Here is a 14,668-nt window from a genome sequence, read left to right on the forward strand (position 1 = left end):
GATTTTAGTCACTCGCATGTTCTCTTAATACTTATTTTACAAACAGTCTCTTAATTGTGGCGTGTAATTCCCTCTCTTGAAATGGTTTGAGGATGTAACCATAAGACCCTGTTTGTTCAGCTTGGTTTAAGGTTTCGTCATCTGCATAGGCAGTTAAATAGATAACCGGAATGCTATAATTATTATAAATTTTACCCGCTGTCTCAATGCCATTCATATCACCTTGAATGACAATATCCATTAGAATTAGTTTGGGAGACTTTTCCTGAGCAACTTGGAGTGCATCTTCACCGGACGAAACAATATCAATTATGTTATAGCCTAGTTTTTTAAGTTTACTGGCTAATTGGCGGGCAATTAATAGTTCATCTTCTACTATAAGGATGTCAATTGGTTTAGTATTAGTCATTAAATTCTTTTACGATATTTAAGTTCTGCAAAAATTAGGTTAAAGGTAGTCCCATTATCGGTAATAACCTCAAGGTCTGCCTTGATCTGTTGACTGAGCATATCAATTAATTGTAACCCCATACTTTCTGTCTGGGAAATATCAAAATCTGAGGGTAAGCCAACACCATTATCTTGGATAGTTAGTATTACTCTATCTTGCTCATTTTTAAGACTCAGGTAGAGTTCTCCCTTTCTATTATCTGGGAAGGCATGTTCAAAGACATTAGCAATCAGCTCACTAACAATAAGTCCACAGGGTGTAGCTGTTTCAATATTTAGGGAGACTGGTTCTAATTCTAAGTTAAGTTGAATTCTATCTGTTGCGATGTTAAATGAGTAATATAACTGTTGGGCTAAAGTTTCTAGATATTCAGTAAAATTAACCTCGGCTAGGTTCTTAGAGTTATATAGCTTTTCATGGATTAAGGCCATTGAATGGATACGGTATTGGCTTTCTTGAAAAATTCTAGATACTGCTGGATCTGTAATATATTCATTCTGCCAATGGAGAAGGCTCGAAACTACTAATAGATTATTTTTGACCCGATGGTGAATCTCTTTGAGCAGGATTTCCTTTTCTTGAAGAGAAGATTTGAGCAATTCTTCTGCTTGCTTACGTTGGGTAATATCACGACACACAGAAACTAATCCACCACCTTCAATTAACGTAAGGGAAATCTCTTCAGCAAAGGTAGAACCATCCTGCCGTTTCGCAATTGCTTCTCCCTGCCAATGGCCATCACGCAGAAGGATAGGCCAAATTTCCGACTCAAACCGTTCCAATTCATCCCGGTCATAAAGATGTCTCCAGCTCTTACCGAGAAGTTCCTGTTGATCTTGATAACCAAACAGTTGGAGGTGGGAGTGATTGACATAAATGTATTGCTCCTGTGCATCGAGAATTGCAATTCCATTAATAGCTGCTTCCATTGCTACAGACTGTTGTTTTAAGTTACGTTCTGCCTTGATACGATCGGTTATATCTGTTTGAATACCAATGTAATGAGAAAGATTGCCTTGTTCATCATAAATAGGAGAAACACTCAATTCATTCCAGAAGAGAGTGCCATCTTTACGATAGTTGCGCAAACTCATAGTACAACCAGATCCCTCTTTTAGAGCTGTTCTGAGTTTGAACACTCCAGGTTGCTCACAATCTTCACCTTGCAAAAATCGGCAATTGTGTCCAATGACTTCTGCTGCTGTATAGCCAGTAATTTTTTCAAAGGCTGAGTTGACGAAAATTGTAGGTAAATCTGGTAAGCGCGCATCTACAATCACAATGCCATTACTGCTAGCAGCGATCGCCCTTCCTTGAAGTTTTAGGGTCTCTTCGATCTGCTTTTGTTTACTAATATCTTCAGCAAAGCCGGCAATACGATAGACTTCGCCTAATTCATCACGAATAGGAAAAGCACGGTCTTGAATCCAACAGATTTTTCCATCCGGACGGATGATACGATATTCCTCATTATACTCACCCCGTATTTGTTGCGGTAAACCAGCAACAACCATCTCACGGTCATCGGGATGAATTGCTTCTATCCATTGTTGGGGAGAGCGGTACAGTTCCTGAATAGAAAATCCCCATATTTTCTCATAAGCAGGAGAAACGTAGATCATCTGACTTTTATCCAGATTCGTCATCCAGAAAACACTATCAATATTTTCTGTAAGCTGGCGTAGATATTCCTGATTCTGAACTAATTCTGCTGTTCGTTTTTTAACCCTAGCTTCAAGTTCCTGATTGAGATTTTGTAGTGCTTGAGCAGCTTGCATTCTTTCCAATTCTGCAGCAGCTCGGGAAGCAAAAATTCTCAGGATTTTCTCAAACCAAGGCTGATTAACGATCGTGTCGTCGTGAAGAATGCAGAGAGCACCAATAGGTTCTTGGTTAGAGTTTAGTAGAGCTATACCTAGATAGCTATCTACTTCCAACTCCTGCAAACCTATGTCTTGAGGAAATTGTTCTCGAACCTTACTGAAACAGAAGCACCTTCCTTGCTCTAAGACAATTTTACAAGGAGTAAATGTAAATTCCGGCTTATAAGTGAAATTGGGACTTAGCCGATCTACTGACCAAAAAGCCAGAGTTTCTAATATCTCCCCTTTCTTTTCTGAGATGAAAACATAGTTGACTTCAAGGGATGCTGCTAAATGCTTAACAAAGGCAGGAAAAAAGTCTTTCCCCATTAAAGAAGCTGTTCCACTGACAAGGTTATGCAAAGCCATTTCAGTTTTTTGGCGTTCTTCAATTTCTGTTTGTAACTGAGAGTTTCGGATCTCCAGGGTTTTATTAAGATGCCGCATTTTGAGGTGAAGGCTGACTCGAGCTAAAACTTCCTCTTGCTGAAATGGCTTAGTAATATAATCTACTGCTCCCAAACTCAAACCAGTAACCTTGTCCTCGATATTTATTAAAGCAGTCATAAAAATGATCGGAATCTCCTGAGTGCAGGGATTAGCTTTGAGTTTCTGGCAGATTTCAAAGCCATTGATATCTGGTAACATTACATCTAGGAGAATTAGATCGGGAGGTTGTAACTCAATCTGGTTAAGAGCATTGTAACCATCTATCTCAACTCGCACTTCATAACCTACTTCAGTTAGAGCATGGTGCAAGACTTCTAAATTAGTAGGATTATCATCAATCACCAAGACAGTGGAATTATCAGTTAAGGGCATAGTTTAGTTTTTAATTAGATTGACTTCAAATATTAATCGGAGTATATAGAAGCCATTTGGTATCTTTGCAAAGTGGCATAGGAGTCAGGAGTCAGGAGTCAGGAGTCAGGAGGAAAGAGAATATAGAATAGGGGAAAAAGGTAGAAAAATGTCCCCAAGCTTCACAATCTCCCCTACTCTTTACCGAATAATTAATAATTAAATAATTAAATAATTCAGCTTTGTTAGCCTCCCTAATAAAGGGGAAAAAGCGGTCGGAAAGCGGAGCATGACCTTAGGATGGGATGGCGAGGAGACCTCGCCATATCCAATCGACCAAGAGAAATAAATTTTTTCCCTTATTGGTCAATCCTCTCCCTAAAACGGAGTGGTAATTATCCATTAATGAAACTTCCTCCTCTTCCCATACAGACCACACTCCCGTTTATAGATCCGCTTAGGGGTTCTATAGGGAAACCAAGAAAATTAAACACTATTAGATTCTTTTGCTTGTTCCATCGCTTCATTCAAATATTGACGAATTTCTTTAAGTTGAAAACTGTGGATTAAAGGTTTGAGTTCCTCAATAAAGGGGAGATACCGTGCATCTTTCTGTGATAAGTTTTCTAGTTCTTTCTCCATAGCTTTGATTTTACCTTGCATTGATTGTTCCAGCAGAACAGTTAATTCACCAGTAGTAGGAATAGCCACTTCATTGGTAGCGATCGCCTCGGAGACCTCGGTCAATGTTTGATCTGACTCTTTGTATATCCATTGAATATTTAAGTGTTGAACTAGCATACGATAAAGTTCTTCAGCTTCTACAGGTTTAGGTAAAAAATCATTGCTTCCAGCAGCAAAGCTCTTTTGACGGTCTGCTGCAAACACACTGGCAGACGAAACAATTACAATTGTCTCTTTAAAAACCTCCGAATGGCGAAGTTGGTCAAGCATTGCCCAGCCATCCATTATGGGCATTTTCAAGTCAGTAACGATCAGATCGGGATTAACTTGATTGGCTTTTTCTAGCGCTTGTTTTCCATTTTTAGCTTCCGATACCTGAAAACCGAGAGGTTCGAGGAGGTTAACTAGGACAGAACGGTTTTCCCATCGGTCGTCCACTACCAAAATTTGGAGTCGGCGACCAGAATATCCAATAATCTGTCCCAAATTAGTCAAGGTATTTGCTTGAACCCAATTTGTTGCCAGAGGACATTCTATCTCAAACTCGAAAACACTGCCTACATTCAACTGGCTATTAACATGAATAGAACTGCCCATCATTTTCACAATATCTTGGCTGATAGCTAGTCCTAAACCTGTTCCTTCCTTTTGTCGTTTAGGTATACCGACTTGTTCAAAGGGCAAAAAGATCGCCTCTAACTGATCGGAACTAATACCGCTTCCCGTGTCAGTAATCTGGAAGTGTAGTTTAACTGAAGACTTTTGAGTTCGCTGGGAGGTTACGTTAAAAGTCACTTTTCCCCTATCTGTAAATTTGATAGCATTACCTAACAAGTTGATCAACACCTGACGCAACCGTTTTTCATCAGTAATGATACCTGACGGCAAATTTTTGGGGGGTTGGTAGATGAAATCCAAATTCTTTTGCTCGGCTTTGATCCGAGACAGTTCAGTTATCCCTTGAAGCAAGGCGGGAAGATAACAAGGGTTTGGGTAAATTTCTAATTTACGGGCTTCAATTTTAGCCAAGTCCAGCACATCGTTAATGAGAGTGAGCAGGTGAAAACCACACTGATATATGATACCCATGCCCCTTTGCTGTTGTTCAGTAAGAGATGTCCTGGAAAGAATTTGACTATATCCCAAAATTCCATTCAGGGGTGTACGCAGTTCATGGCTCATGTTGGCCAAAAACTCACTCTTAGCTTGATTGGCAGCATCGGCTGCTTCTTTGGCCTCTTCTAGCTGGGCAGTGTATTCCTGTTGTTCTTCTAATAAAGTTTTTACCCATCGGATAAGTTGGTTGAAAGAATTAGCTAGTACCCCTACTTCATCTTTAGTTTGTATAGAAGCTTGTAAATCAAAATTTGATTCTTGTGTTACCTTTTGGGCAATCTCAGTCAGAATTTGAATGGGACTGGCAATTAAACGGCTAGTGTAAAAGGCCAGCAGGATAGAGATTACCACAGAAAGACCCAGGCCGATCGAGATGATTCTGGTACGCAGGGTTTCTACTTTTTCCAAGTCAATTTCAGCTTTTTCCTCAAGCTGTTCGGTTAAGACATAGAAATCTGCCAGACGATTGGGAAATTCAATAAAGGCAACAAACTCAGGACTCCTGACTAACTGAACCAGCAACTTTTCTGCTTTTGCTGCTCCTTTTGGATTAGTTGTTAGGGGCTGGACTTGTTGGACAAATTCTTGGGCTTTTTGGGAAAATACCCTAACGGTAACTTGATATTTTTCCAGCAGAGGTTGTAGACCTTCTAGAGTGGCAGCTTTTCCTGATTTGTTGTGAGTAACTAGGAGTTCGTAAATTTTCTTAATCCGTTTAAGCAGTTTACTACTTTCCTGACGAAAAAGTTGAGGCTGTTGCAGGTGAGGAGATAGTTGCTTTGCTGGTCGATTGTATAATATATCAATCTGTAAAGTCCCCAGTAGTTTACGTTCTTCAGAAGCAATTTTTCGGGACTCTAAAGCTTGCTGTTGATAATAGTTGCCTACAACTAGGCCAGTTGTAGTTCCTGCTAAAGCAATTCCTAAAGCGAGGGTATATCCATAAATAATCTTGTTTCTAATAGACATTTTTCGGTCTCAAAGGGTTCTAGTTCTAACAAAATTATTGCTACTCATATCGTTTCACGGAAGTTAAAAGTCAACTTCCCCCTTACCCCCCAATTACAAGGGTATGTTTTTTATAATTATGCCTTTGGGTATGGGGAGGGTGGGAAGTGTGGGAGGAGAAATCAGCTATTTTTTTTGTATAAAAAAGAACATTTTTTTTGAAGTTTTATACTGAATAAAAGCGGTCGCGTCAGCGGAACGGAGTTCTATCGCTCACCCCGAGTGTTAAAAACTTACCCTTGTAAGCTTACCCCCCAAGGGGGGAACTCAAAAGTCATGCATTAAGATCTACGCATTAAGATAGGACATTTCTAAATCCTGAAACCCTTTCACAGTTTACTATTCCCTATTCCCTATTCCTTATTCCCTAGCGCGTAGCGCTATATAGACTCGAAACTTTGATGCCACAGTAATTTCAGGAAATTATTTTACATATATAGTTTGAAACTATTTGTGACATCTTTAAAGTGAATTAGTATCACCACAAATACACATATTAAGTACCTGGGCAAAATTAATTTCACATTTTGGGGAGGTAGGCAAAAGGCAAGAGGCAAAAGAAATATAGCCGATTAGTCAATATACAAATAATTTTACATTTTAATCTATTTTATCAACTAAAAATTAATGAATATTTTACTAATTATTCAATCCTTCTCGAAATAATAGAACATCAAAATTATTATCTAACTATTGGCTGCAACCCAAGCTTCCAACATCTGTTCAACTTCTGGAGATATGGCAGTGAAATGTATATAAAATCCACTCCGATCGTCTTTTTTACCTGTTACTTTGGCATAAAAATAATCCATTTTTTGCCCTTGAACAGTTTTAGTTAATAAATTAATCTGGAGGTTACTCATAACATCTACTAAATAATTAGATTTTACTTCAGCAGAATTAGCAGATACTTTGACTAAACTTCCTGATATTAATTCTTCTCTAATTTCCTTTCCATCAATAACTGCAAACTGAATAGGAACAGCTTCTAATAAATCCACAAAGTTTTCTGAATTTATAGGTAAAAACAAATTATATTTTCCCGCAATAGCTCCTACTTGATAAATAGTTATAGCTTTAGAAAAACCTTTAATTCTTACTGATTTTTGCTGCACAATTTTGATAATAGAACTGACTTCTTCAAGAGTATTTCCTGAAATCATAATTTGACCTCCGACTGTATAAGATTCAATCCGAGAAGCTAAATTAATATTACTACCAATAACTCCATACTTAGACTTCTTATTACAACCAAGATTACCAACTACAACTTCTCCAGTATTAATACCAATTCCCATCTTAATTTCTGGTAAACCTGATTCCTTTAATTTAGCATTCACTCTAGGCATTGACATTTGCATTGCTACCGCACAAGCAACTGCTCTTTCTGCATCATCTTCTATCTCGGTAGGAGTGCCAAAAACAACTAAAATTCCATCACCAATAAAATCATAAATAGTACCACTATATTGATTAATTACTTCTGTCATTTCCTCTAAGTAAATATTCAACATAGCAAAAATTGTTTCTGGTTCTGACCTTTCAGATATAGCAGAAAATCCTCTTAAGTCAGACATCAAAATTGTCACTTTTCGCCGTTGACAATTTAATTTTAATCCATCAGGATTTTCTAATAAATTTCCTACCACTTCATCAGTCAAATAACGACTAAAAACATTACGAATATATCCAGCAGTTTTAGCAATAAAAGCAGTAATAGCGATCGCCGAAAACCAAATAGCTAACAATGGAGTTATTACTGGTATCCATAAACCCCATAAAAAAGCATAATAACTGATGGAAAGTAAACCACCAGTAGCCACGAATAAAGTAATAATAGATTTACCAGAAAATTGAGAAAAACCTCCAGAATAGCGCCATTTCCAACTAACACCTGCCCCTATTACTGACCACAAAAAAATCCATACCCACTCTAAAAATTCCGGCCATGATTTAATAATATTCATCTCACCAAGAGCAGCATTAATAATCATACTGGTAATATTAGCATTAATTCCTACTCCTGACATTACTTCAGGAATTCCAATAATTTTACTGCTGTAAGGTGTCAAGAATAAATCTTTTTTACTTTCTGCTACTGAACCAATTAATATAATTTTATCCCGCACCAATTCAGGTGGAACTTTATTATTTAAAACATCAGTTACTGAAACCTGTTGAAATTTAGATTCTGGGCTGCGATAATTAAGAATTATTTGATATCCTTCAGCATTAGCTTGTACATAACCACCATGATTATTTTCAAAAGGAATAAATACAGCTTCTCCCAATTGTAAATATTCAGGATTAACTGCTGCCGGTTCAGGAAATATTTTCAATTTTTGCAGGTAAATTATTGCTAATTTTAATCCTAAACTTGGTACTATTTTACCTTCTGAATCTGTCAAATATAAAAAAAATCGCCTAATTTTAGTATCAGCATCTATAGGCAGATCGTTAGCACCAACTTGATTCAGTTTATCTAAAACTGGTGGGGGATTAATTGGAGAATTATTTTGATTGCCAACTACCTTTCTAATTCCAATTAAATTTGGTGTAGATTCAAATACTTTTACTAATTTTTGATATCCTGGTTCTTCTGGTAAATCTCTATATATATCTAAACCAATGGCTTCTGGCTGATGCTTTTTCAAGTTTTCTATTAACTGAGCAAGGAGTTCATCTGATAAAATTGCCATACCCAAAGTTTGTATATCTGATTCAGTAAATCCCACAATTAATATTTTTGTATCTACAGATTTTTGGGGACGCAATCTTATGAATTGATCGAAGGCTGCCAGCTCAAATATTTGTAAGCTACCTGTTAAATATAGCCCAATTAATAGGATAGTAATACTAGGAGCAGTAACTAATAAGCCACGCCATTTCCAAGCCAGCTTTTTAATTATTTTTTGCCACATGCCACATAAAAAAATTATTTTTTTTTGATTACTTTATTAGCTTTGAGTAATACTCTATTCTCAGCATAGCAATCTTATTTTATTAGTGTTAGTGAGCTACACTTGTTGCTCTTCTTTTCTGTTCCCTATTCCTTAAAACCTAGAATTTTTTACCTCATACCAATTCCAAAAAAGAATGCTATTATTGTCTACATTCAGGATTAAGTGATTAGTAGATTCAGTAATATTTTGCAGGAGGTTAGTTGGTTTTAAATATATATTATTGATAATTTTATCCTAACCCCAAGAAAAGGAAAGGAAAAACTCAGTCAGAGATTACTTTTAACTTTTGTACGGGTGATTCGCGAATCACCCCTACTAACTTTTGACTTGCGCGTAGCGCTGTATTTGGTATTACTCACACCTGATAATTGCTATCTAATCTCTTTAGAATTACTAAAACTAGATTTAATCTTCTCTTTGACAACAATCTAATATAGGTGCTGGAATTAATTCTTCCTTACCTTGAGAATTAGCAGAATTAAATAACTTTTGCCAGTCATCTATTAACTTAGGATTATTTGGATTTAACCTACGAAGTTGTACCATACTTTCTAAAGCATCATACCAAATTCCTTGGGAAGCATAAACAGTTGGTAAAGTTAGAGGTGTGACGCCTACTAACTTATTATAGAGGCTTTTTTCTGGTTTAGAGACTGTTTGTAAAATAAGTATTAAGAGAACATGCGAGTGACTAAAATCTAAAAGCGGTAATACTTCAAGAGATTGAAATTTGGTAGGTAGAGAAGTATTCAGTACATATATTCCTAGATTTTTAAGCGACAAATATTTGTCTTGATTTCTTCCTCCTTATTCCCTATTCCCTATTCCCTATTCCCTGTTCCCTGTTCCCTGTTCCCTGTTCCCTGTTCCCTATCTCCTTTTTATATTTCCTTTACAAACAATCTCTTAATAAGTTTAATTCTACCTTCAACAGATGCGTTTTCACTGGGGTCTAGTTCTTCAGAAATGCAAAATATTGTTACTCCCCAAAAATAGTTTTCTCCTACTTCCAAAGGAGGTGATTTGTCTTCAGGAAGTTTAATCCCAATAATTCCTGATTTTTCAGGTAGCTGAAAAAAATGATTATAAACATCATTCTTCTCTGAATCTGTGATAAAAAACTCTGCTTGTTTAGCATTTTCATAGGGAGGAATATATACATATAATGTGGGATATTTAGATATAGTTAATCCCTCTCCCGTTTCTGGAAGCAAAAGAGTTAACTGTTTATTTCCTAATAAACATTGACCACTACCAACAGATTCACCACGGGTTCCTGAAGGTGCTGTAGTTGGAGGTGCCCCCCGATCTGGAGGTTTGTAGATTTGAGAAATTTTCCAGCTACTACTAATATTTCTGAAGGTAGCTATTGCTAAAACAGGTTTTTGTATAACAGTAGAAATACTCCATAGCTTCATTAGTATAGTAACTGATAAACTGGCAATTAATAATCGATATCTCATATTTTCTAGGGAATAGGGAATAGGGAGTAGGGACTAGGAAAGATGGGTAAAAGGATAGGGAACAAGCAAAAAATATTTACCAAAAAATTAAGGTATAAAGCCTTCTATTTCAAGAGAAAAAACAAAAAAATTCTTTTTAGTCAATCCTCTTGTTACAAAGAAAAGGTAATTATTAATTATTAATTGTTGAACCCGTCAGTTGCAGGACATTAATCACTAAATCTGCTGTATATACTTCATCTATTTGATATAGCAGTCGAAGCAAAGGGCGTGAACATTTCTAAATTCTCACGCCTCAGTCATAGAATATTTTTGACTTTTGCATTTTTGACTTTTGCATTTTTGACTTTTGCCTTGCGCGTAGCGCTATACCAATTCACCTTAAAGATGTCACAAATAGTTTCGGCTTCATAGCTGAAATAATTCCGTAAAATTACTGTAGATTCAAAGTATTTAGTCTATAAAATCTTAGTGTATGACTTTTGACTTTTGACTTTAGTGAAACCCTATGATAAATCCTATATCTATATCTATATTTAGACTGATTGAAAACTGTTAATTATCTGAGAAAAAAATTTATTCTTCCTGATTAGTTATCCCGACTTTTTTTAGTGCCGCTCTAAGATTACCTTGATACTCAGATAAGATATTATCCCCTTCTTCTTTTTCTAAATTACTCCAGTGCATCAAAAGTGCCAACTTAACTGAATCACCACTTTTATTCAATAATTTCCCCGCTTCATCCCGACTTAACTCAGTTAAATCCTCAATAATTCGTAAAGCCCGATCGCGTAACTTACTATTTTTGACAGCTACATCAATCATACGATTACCATAAACTTTTCCTAATCTCACCATCACTCCTGTTGATAAGATATTCAAAGCCATTTTTGTTACTGTTCCTGCCTTCAGACGGGTTGAACCTGCCAATAATTCCGGGCCAACTAACAACCTAATATCTACATCTACCTTTACCCTAAACTGTTCTACAGGCACACAAGTAATAAAAATCGTTTTCCCCCCCCTTTGCTTTGCTGCATCCAAAGCACCATGAACATAAGGAGTTGTACCACCAGCAGTAATACCAACTATCACATCTAAATTTGTGATGTGACGCAAAGCGATCGCCTGACTACCATCTTCCCAGCTATCTTCCAAATCTTCCGAACTCCTGACTAAAGCGCCTGCACCTCCAGCAATAATTCCTTGTACCAACTCTGGAGGCGTACAAAATGTTGGTGGACATTCAGCAGCATCCAATACACCCAAACGACCACTTGTACCAGCTCCCACATAAAACAACTTACCACCTTGACCCAAAGCTTCAGTAGTCATGTCCACTGCTTGAGCCAATTGTAAACGGGATGAAGCGATCGCCTCCAAAGTTCGGCCATCCTCTTGATTAAACAAGTCCACCAACTCTAAAGAACTTAACTGATCGAGATTATGGCTATTAGGATTAACCTGTTCAGTTAACAAATGCCCTCTTTCTTGTAAATTTTTCATACCAAACCCTGATAAATTATCAAAAAAAATAGTTTTTTTTAAATCGTAAATATTAATGGTACTTCCTTTCTGTTTTCAGAGTCAAAAGCCATCCATTACTTAGAAACAGCTTGAATTTCATCAGATGATAATAATAGTTAATAGACAATTAATCCATCTTTTTTTTATCAGAATAAAAAATTAAACCAGATATAAGACTAATGAATTGATTCTTAGACAGGAAAAAAGGTTTAGGTATTGCAACCCTCTTTATTCCTAAATCAGATAATACTTTTCTTTTAAGTTACAAAAGACCTTCCAATTGACGCCTAATTTTGTCTAAATCAGTTTCGGTCTCTTCAGAAGTTTGGTCTGGCTCTAATTGCCAATCAGTATTTTCTACATTATGTTCTGGGGGAATAGTCAAAGCACCTGCTGGCACAAGTTCCCAGTCATAATCAACACCCCTACAGAATTCCAGAATTTCTTCTTGGTCAAACTCTTCAACTGTAGGAATAGGAAAATCTTGAGCTTCTAGTAATACACCAAAGCGGGTCGCATCATCCTCAGACTCAAACATAAATACCTTATTACGATCGCCCATCTGAATTGTATGTATTCCCTCATTTTCAGTTCTAGCATTAAACAGTAAAACAAATATTCGCATAACTTTTCTCAACTTGAATAGATAATTGTTGTGTATATATTAATAGACACAAAGGAATAATGTATCTAAATTATATTAAGTTGTGATAAAATTACTTATGAGTTATATAATACTTTTTTGCCGAGTGTTACGAATAGACCTCTCCGGAAAAGAGGGAGCAGGGAGCAGGGAGCAGGGAGCAGGGAGAAAGAATTGATAATTTATACGAGATAATTGATTTAATTTTTGATTATCGGAGATATCTAATAATGAGCGGCTTTAAAAGACTTGAATTGATATATCCCTTTGATCGAAAAGAGAATATCAATAGACCACTCCGGAAAAGAGGGAGTAGGTAGGGAGGTTGCATGCAACCTCCCTACATAGTAAGGGGAAAGAATTGATGTATCTAGCGCGATAATTGATTTGATTTTTGATTATCACCAGATGTCTAATGCTAATAAATGGTATTTTAGCTATTCATCTCAACGTTGGTTGGAGACCCGCGCTCTCCATCCCCCTAACCCCCCCCTTTGAAAGCTATCCCCGATCACGAACTCCTAAAACCCTTTGATGATAGGGAGATGGGGGGATGGGGAGATGGGGAGATGGGGGGAGTTTAGCCTCTAATTAAATACGTTTACTCTCCTGAAATATCCATTGAATGGCAAATTCATAACTTCTTTCTAATGTCCGCATTTTATCAGGACTTACGCAGAGACACTATATATAGCGTATACTAAACAGAGCGATCGCCTAAAAAATTATAGCTATCCCCCAGTTTTTGTTGACTCCAAACAATCCATATATAGCGTATGTTAAACAGAGCGATCACCTAAAAAAATTATAACCATCCCCCAGTTTTGCTGATTCTCAAAAATTTATAAAAACTTAAACGACTGTCATTTTAATTGTCGGATATTTGAGTTCAGAGACTAGATACTTAGATGACAATTGATGTTTCAGTTGATAAATAGTTTTTCCTAGAACATTTGCCATTTTTTTCAAATGATTCCACGCCAACATCGCACAAGCAATGTGATTTTTTTGAATTTTTTCCCGACGACATTGGCAAAATTCAAGACCTGTTAGTTGTTTAATTTCTCTATGAAATTCCTCAATTTTCCATCTAGTTTGAATCTCAAATTCAACGTCATCTGTACTTTGACAACTCAAGTCATTAGTCACAATATATTCTGTTCTGTTTGTAGAAACAGTAGCCCAGAATAATTTGACTTTTTTATCTCTAGGAAAACCTTTAATTTTAATATTTTTTCCTGATACTAATTCTGACTGATTCCATTTTATTTCTTCCAGTTTTTGATATTTTTTTATACCTCCACTATCATCTACTAAACGATTCTTCTTTAACGGACAATAGTAAATTTTACCTAAATTATCTGTTAAGGCCATTAGTCTTTGGGTGGCATACCAGCTATCCATTAATACTGTTTTTACTGGTATTTTTTTCTTTTCCACTACATCAATCATCATTTCTTTTACATGATATATTTTACTTTTTTCATCACTTTCTGGATTATAAATAGGATAATCTATTATCCAAAATCTCTCTATTTCAGGATTAAAATATAAGCAATTAACTATTCCTATTCCATTTACTACCCCATGTTCATTACCACTGTACTGACGCTGAACAAGTTCAATTTTCTGGGAATATTTTTTGTTAATAACTGTATCATCAATGCAGCAAATAACTATTTTCAGAATTAACAATTTCTTCTCTTACATTTTGCCACAAAATTTCTGTCCCTAAATCAATATTTTTTTGTAGGACGATTAATTTGATCGTGGCTAATTTTTTCTAGATGATCGGCAAGATTTGTTAAAGTATAATTTGTCTGACTACTTATTAAATACTGACAATATTTTATATAATTAAAGTTCATCTTAAAGATATTAACAACTAATTAGTATGATACTAACCTAGCATAAGAAGTAATTTGGGGTAAAGCAAATTTTTAAGATTCTTACATTTTGTTGTTCAAGGGTTAGCAGAGCCTAGCAACAGCTATATCTCTAAATAGATCGACTTTGAAAAATCAACACTATATATAGCGTCTTTGTGTAAGTTATGATAAGTTATGATTCAGGCGATCGCCTAAATTAGTAGACGCTATATATAGTGTCCTTGCGTAAGTCCTGTTTATGTTAAGAAAGATGTTTATAAA

The 14,668-nt window shown here is 36.1% G+C and carries 8 protein-coding genes and 1 pseudogene; all 9 read right to left on the reverse strand.

Features of this window, described 5'->3' with window-relative positions:
• Positions 1-31: 31 nt before the first annotated feature.
• A complete protein-coding gene (locus ACP6PM_RS32120; protein WP_426590923.1) occupies positions 32-409 on the reverse strand; it encodes a response regulator in 378 nt (125 codons plus the stop codon).
• A complete protein-coding gene (locus tag ACP6PM_RS32125) occupies positions 409-3,135 on the reverse strand; it encodes a PAS domain S-box protein (RefSeq protein ID WP_426590924.1) in 2,727 nt (908 codons plus the stop codon). Before ACP6PM_RS32125 ends, ACP6PM_RS32120 begins: the two co-directional genes overlap by 1 nt.
• A 465-nt stretch (positions 3,136-3,600) precedes the next feature.
• Positions 3,601-5,883: an ATP-binding protein gene (locus ACP6PM_RS32130; protein ID WP_426590925.1), complete on the reverse strand. Its 2,283-nt coding sequence runs from the start codon at positions 5,881-5,883 to the stop codon at positions 3,601-3,603.
• Positions 5,884-6,608: 725 nt separating this feature from the next.
• The gene (locus ACP6PM_RS32135) at positions 6,609-8,843 is read right to left on the reverse strand and encodes a CHASE2 domain-containing protein (RefSeq protein WP_426590926.1); all 2,235 of its coding nucleotides are present in this window, start codon (positions 8,841-8,843) and stop codon (positions 6,609-6,611) included.
• 447 nt (positions 8,844-9,290) lie between these two features.
• Positions 9,291-9,668, reverse strand: a complete 378-nt coding sequence (locus ACP6PM_RS32140; RefSeq protein WP_426590927.1) for a DUF928 domain-containing protein — start codon at positions 9,666-9,668, stop codon at positions 9,291-9,293.
• Between the two features lie 98 nt (positions 9,669-9,766).
• Positions 9,767-10,348, reverse strand: coding sequence for a DUF928 domain-containing protein (locus ACP6PM_RS32145; protein ID WP_426590928.1), 582 nt, complete (start codon positions 10,346-10,348; stop codon positions 9,767-9,769).
• A gap of 576 nt (positions 10,349-10,924) precedes the next feature.
• Positions 10,925-11,854: an N-acetylmuramic acid 6-phosphate etherase gene (gene murQ / locus ACP6PM_RS32150; protein ID WP_426590929.1), complete on the reverse strand. Its 930-nt coding sequence runs from the start codon at positions 11,852-11,854 to the stop codon at positions 10,925-10,927.
• Between the two features lie 283 nt (positions 11,855-12,137).
• Positions 12,138-12,500 carry a DUF3110 domain-containing protein gene (locus tag ACP6PM_RS32155; RefSeq protein ID WP_426590930.1) on the reverse strand — a complete coding sequence of 121 codons (363 nt, stop codon included), beginning with the start codon at positions 12,498-12,500 and terminating at the stop codon, positions 12,138-12,140.
• Positions 12,501-13,370: 870 nt separating this feature from the next.
• Positions 13,371-14,386: pseudogene (locus ACP6PM_RS32160) on the reverse strand (IS701 family transposase).
• Positions 14,387-14,668: the final 282 nt, after the last annotated feature.

It is taken from the genome of Dapis brunnea BLCC-M229, from assembly GCF_050015995.1.
In the GTDB taxonomy this organism is placed as follows: domain Bacteria; phylum Cyanobacteriota; class Cyanobacteriia; order Cyanobacteriales; family Microcoleaceae; genus Trichodesmium.

Excerpts from the sequence above, each read along its gene's own strand:
- ACP6PM_RS32155 (WP_426590930.1), bottom strand. The coding sequence starts at position 12,500 with ATGCGAATATTTGTTTTACTGTTTAATGCTAGAACTGAAAATGAGGGA.
- ACP6PM_RS32145 (WP_426590928.1), bottom strand. The coding sequence starts at position 10,348 with ATGAGATATCGATTATTAATTGCCAGTTTATCAGTTACTATACTAATG.
- ACP6PM_RS32130 (WP_426590925.1), bottom strand. The coding sequence starts at position 5,883 with ATGTCTATTAGAAACAAGATTATTTATGGATATACCCTCGCTTTAGGA.
- ACP6PM_RS32125 (WP_426590924.1), bottom strand. The coding sequence starts at position 3,135 with ATGCCCTTAACTGATAATTCCACTGTCTTGGTGATTGATGATAATCCT.
- ACP6PM_RS32120 (WP_426590923.1), bottom strand. The coding sequence starts at position 409 with ATGACTAATACTAAACCAATTGACATCCTTATAGTAGAAGATGAACTA.
- murQ (WP_426590929.1), bottom strand. The coding sequence starts at position 11,854 with ATGAAAAATTTACAAGAAAGAGGGCATTTGTTAACTGAACAGGTTAAT.
- ACP6PM_RS32135 (WP_426590926.1), bottom strand. The coding sequence starts at position 8,843 with ATGTGGCAAAAAATAATTAAAAAGCTGGCTTGGAAATGGCGTGGCTTA.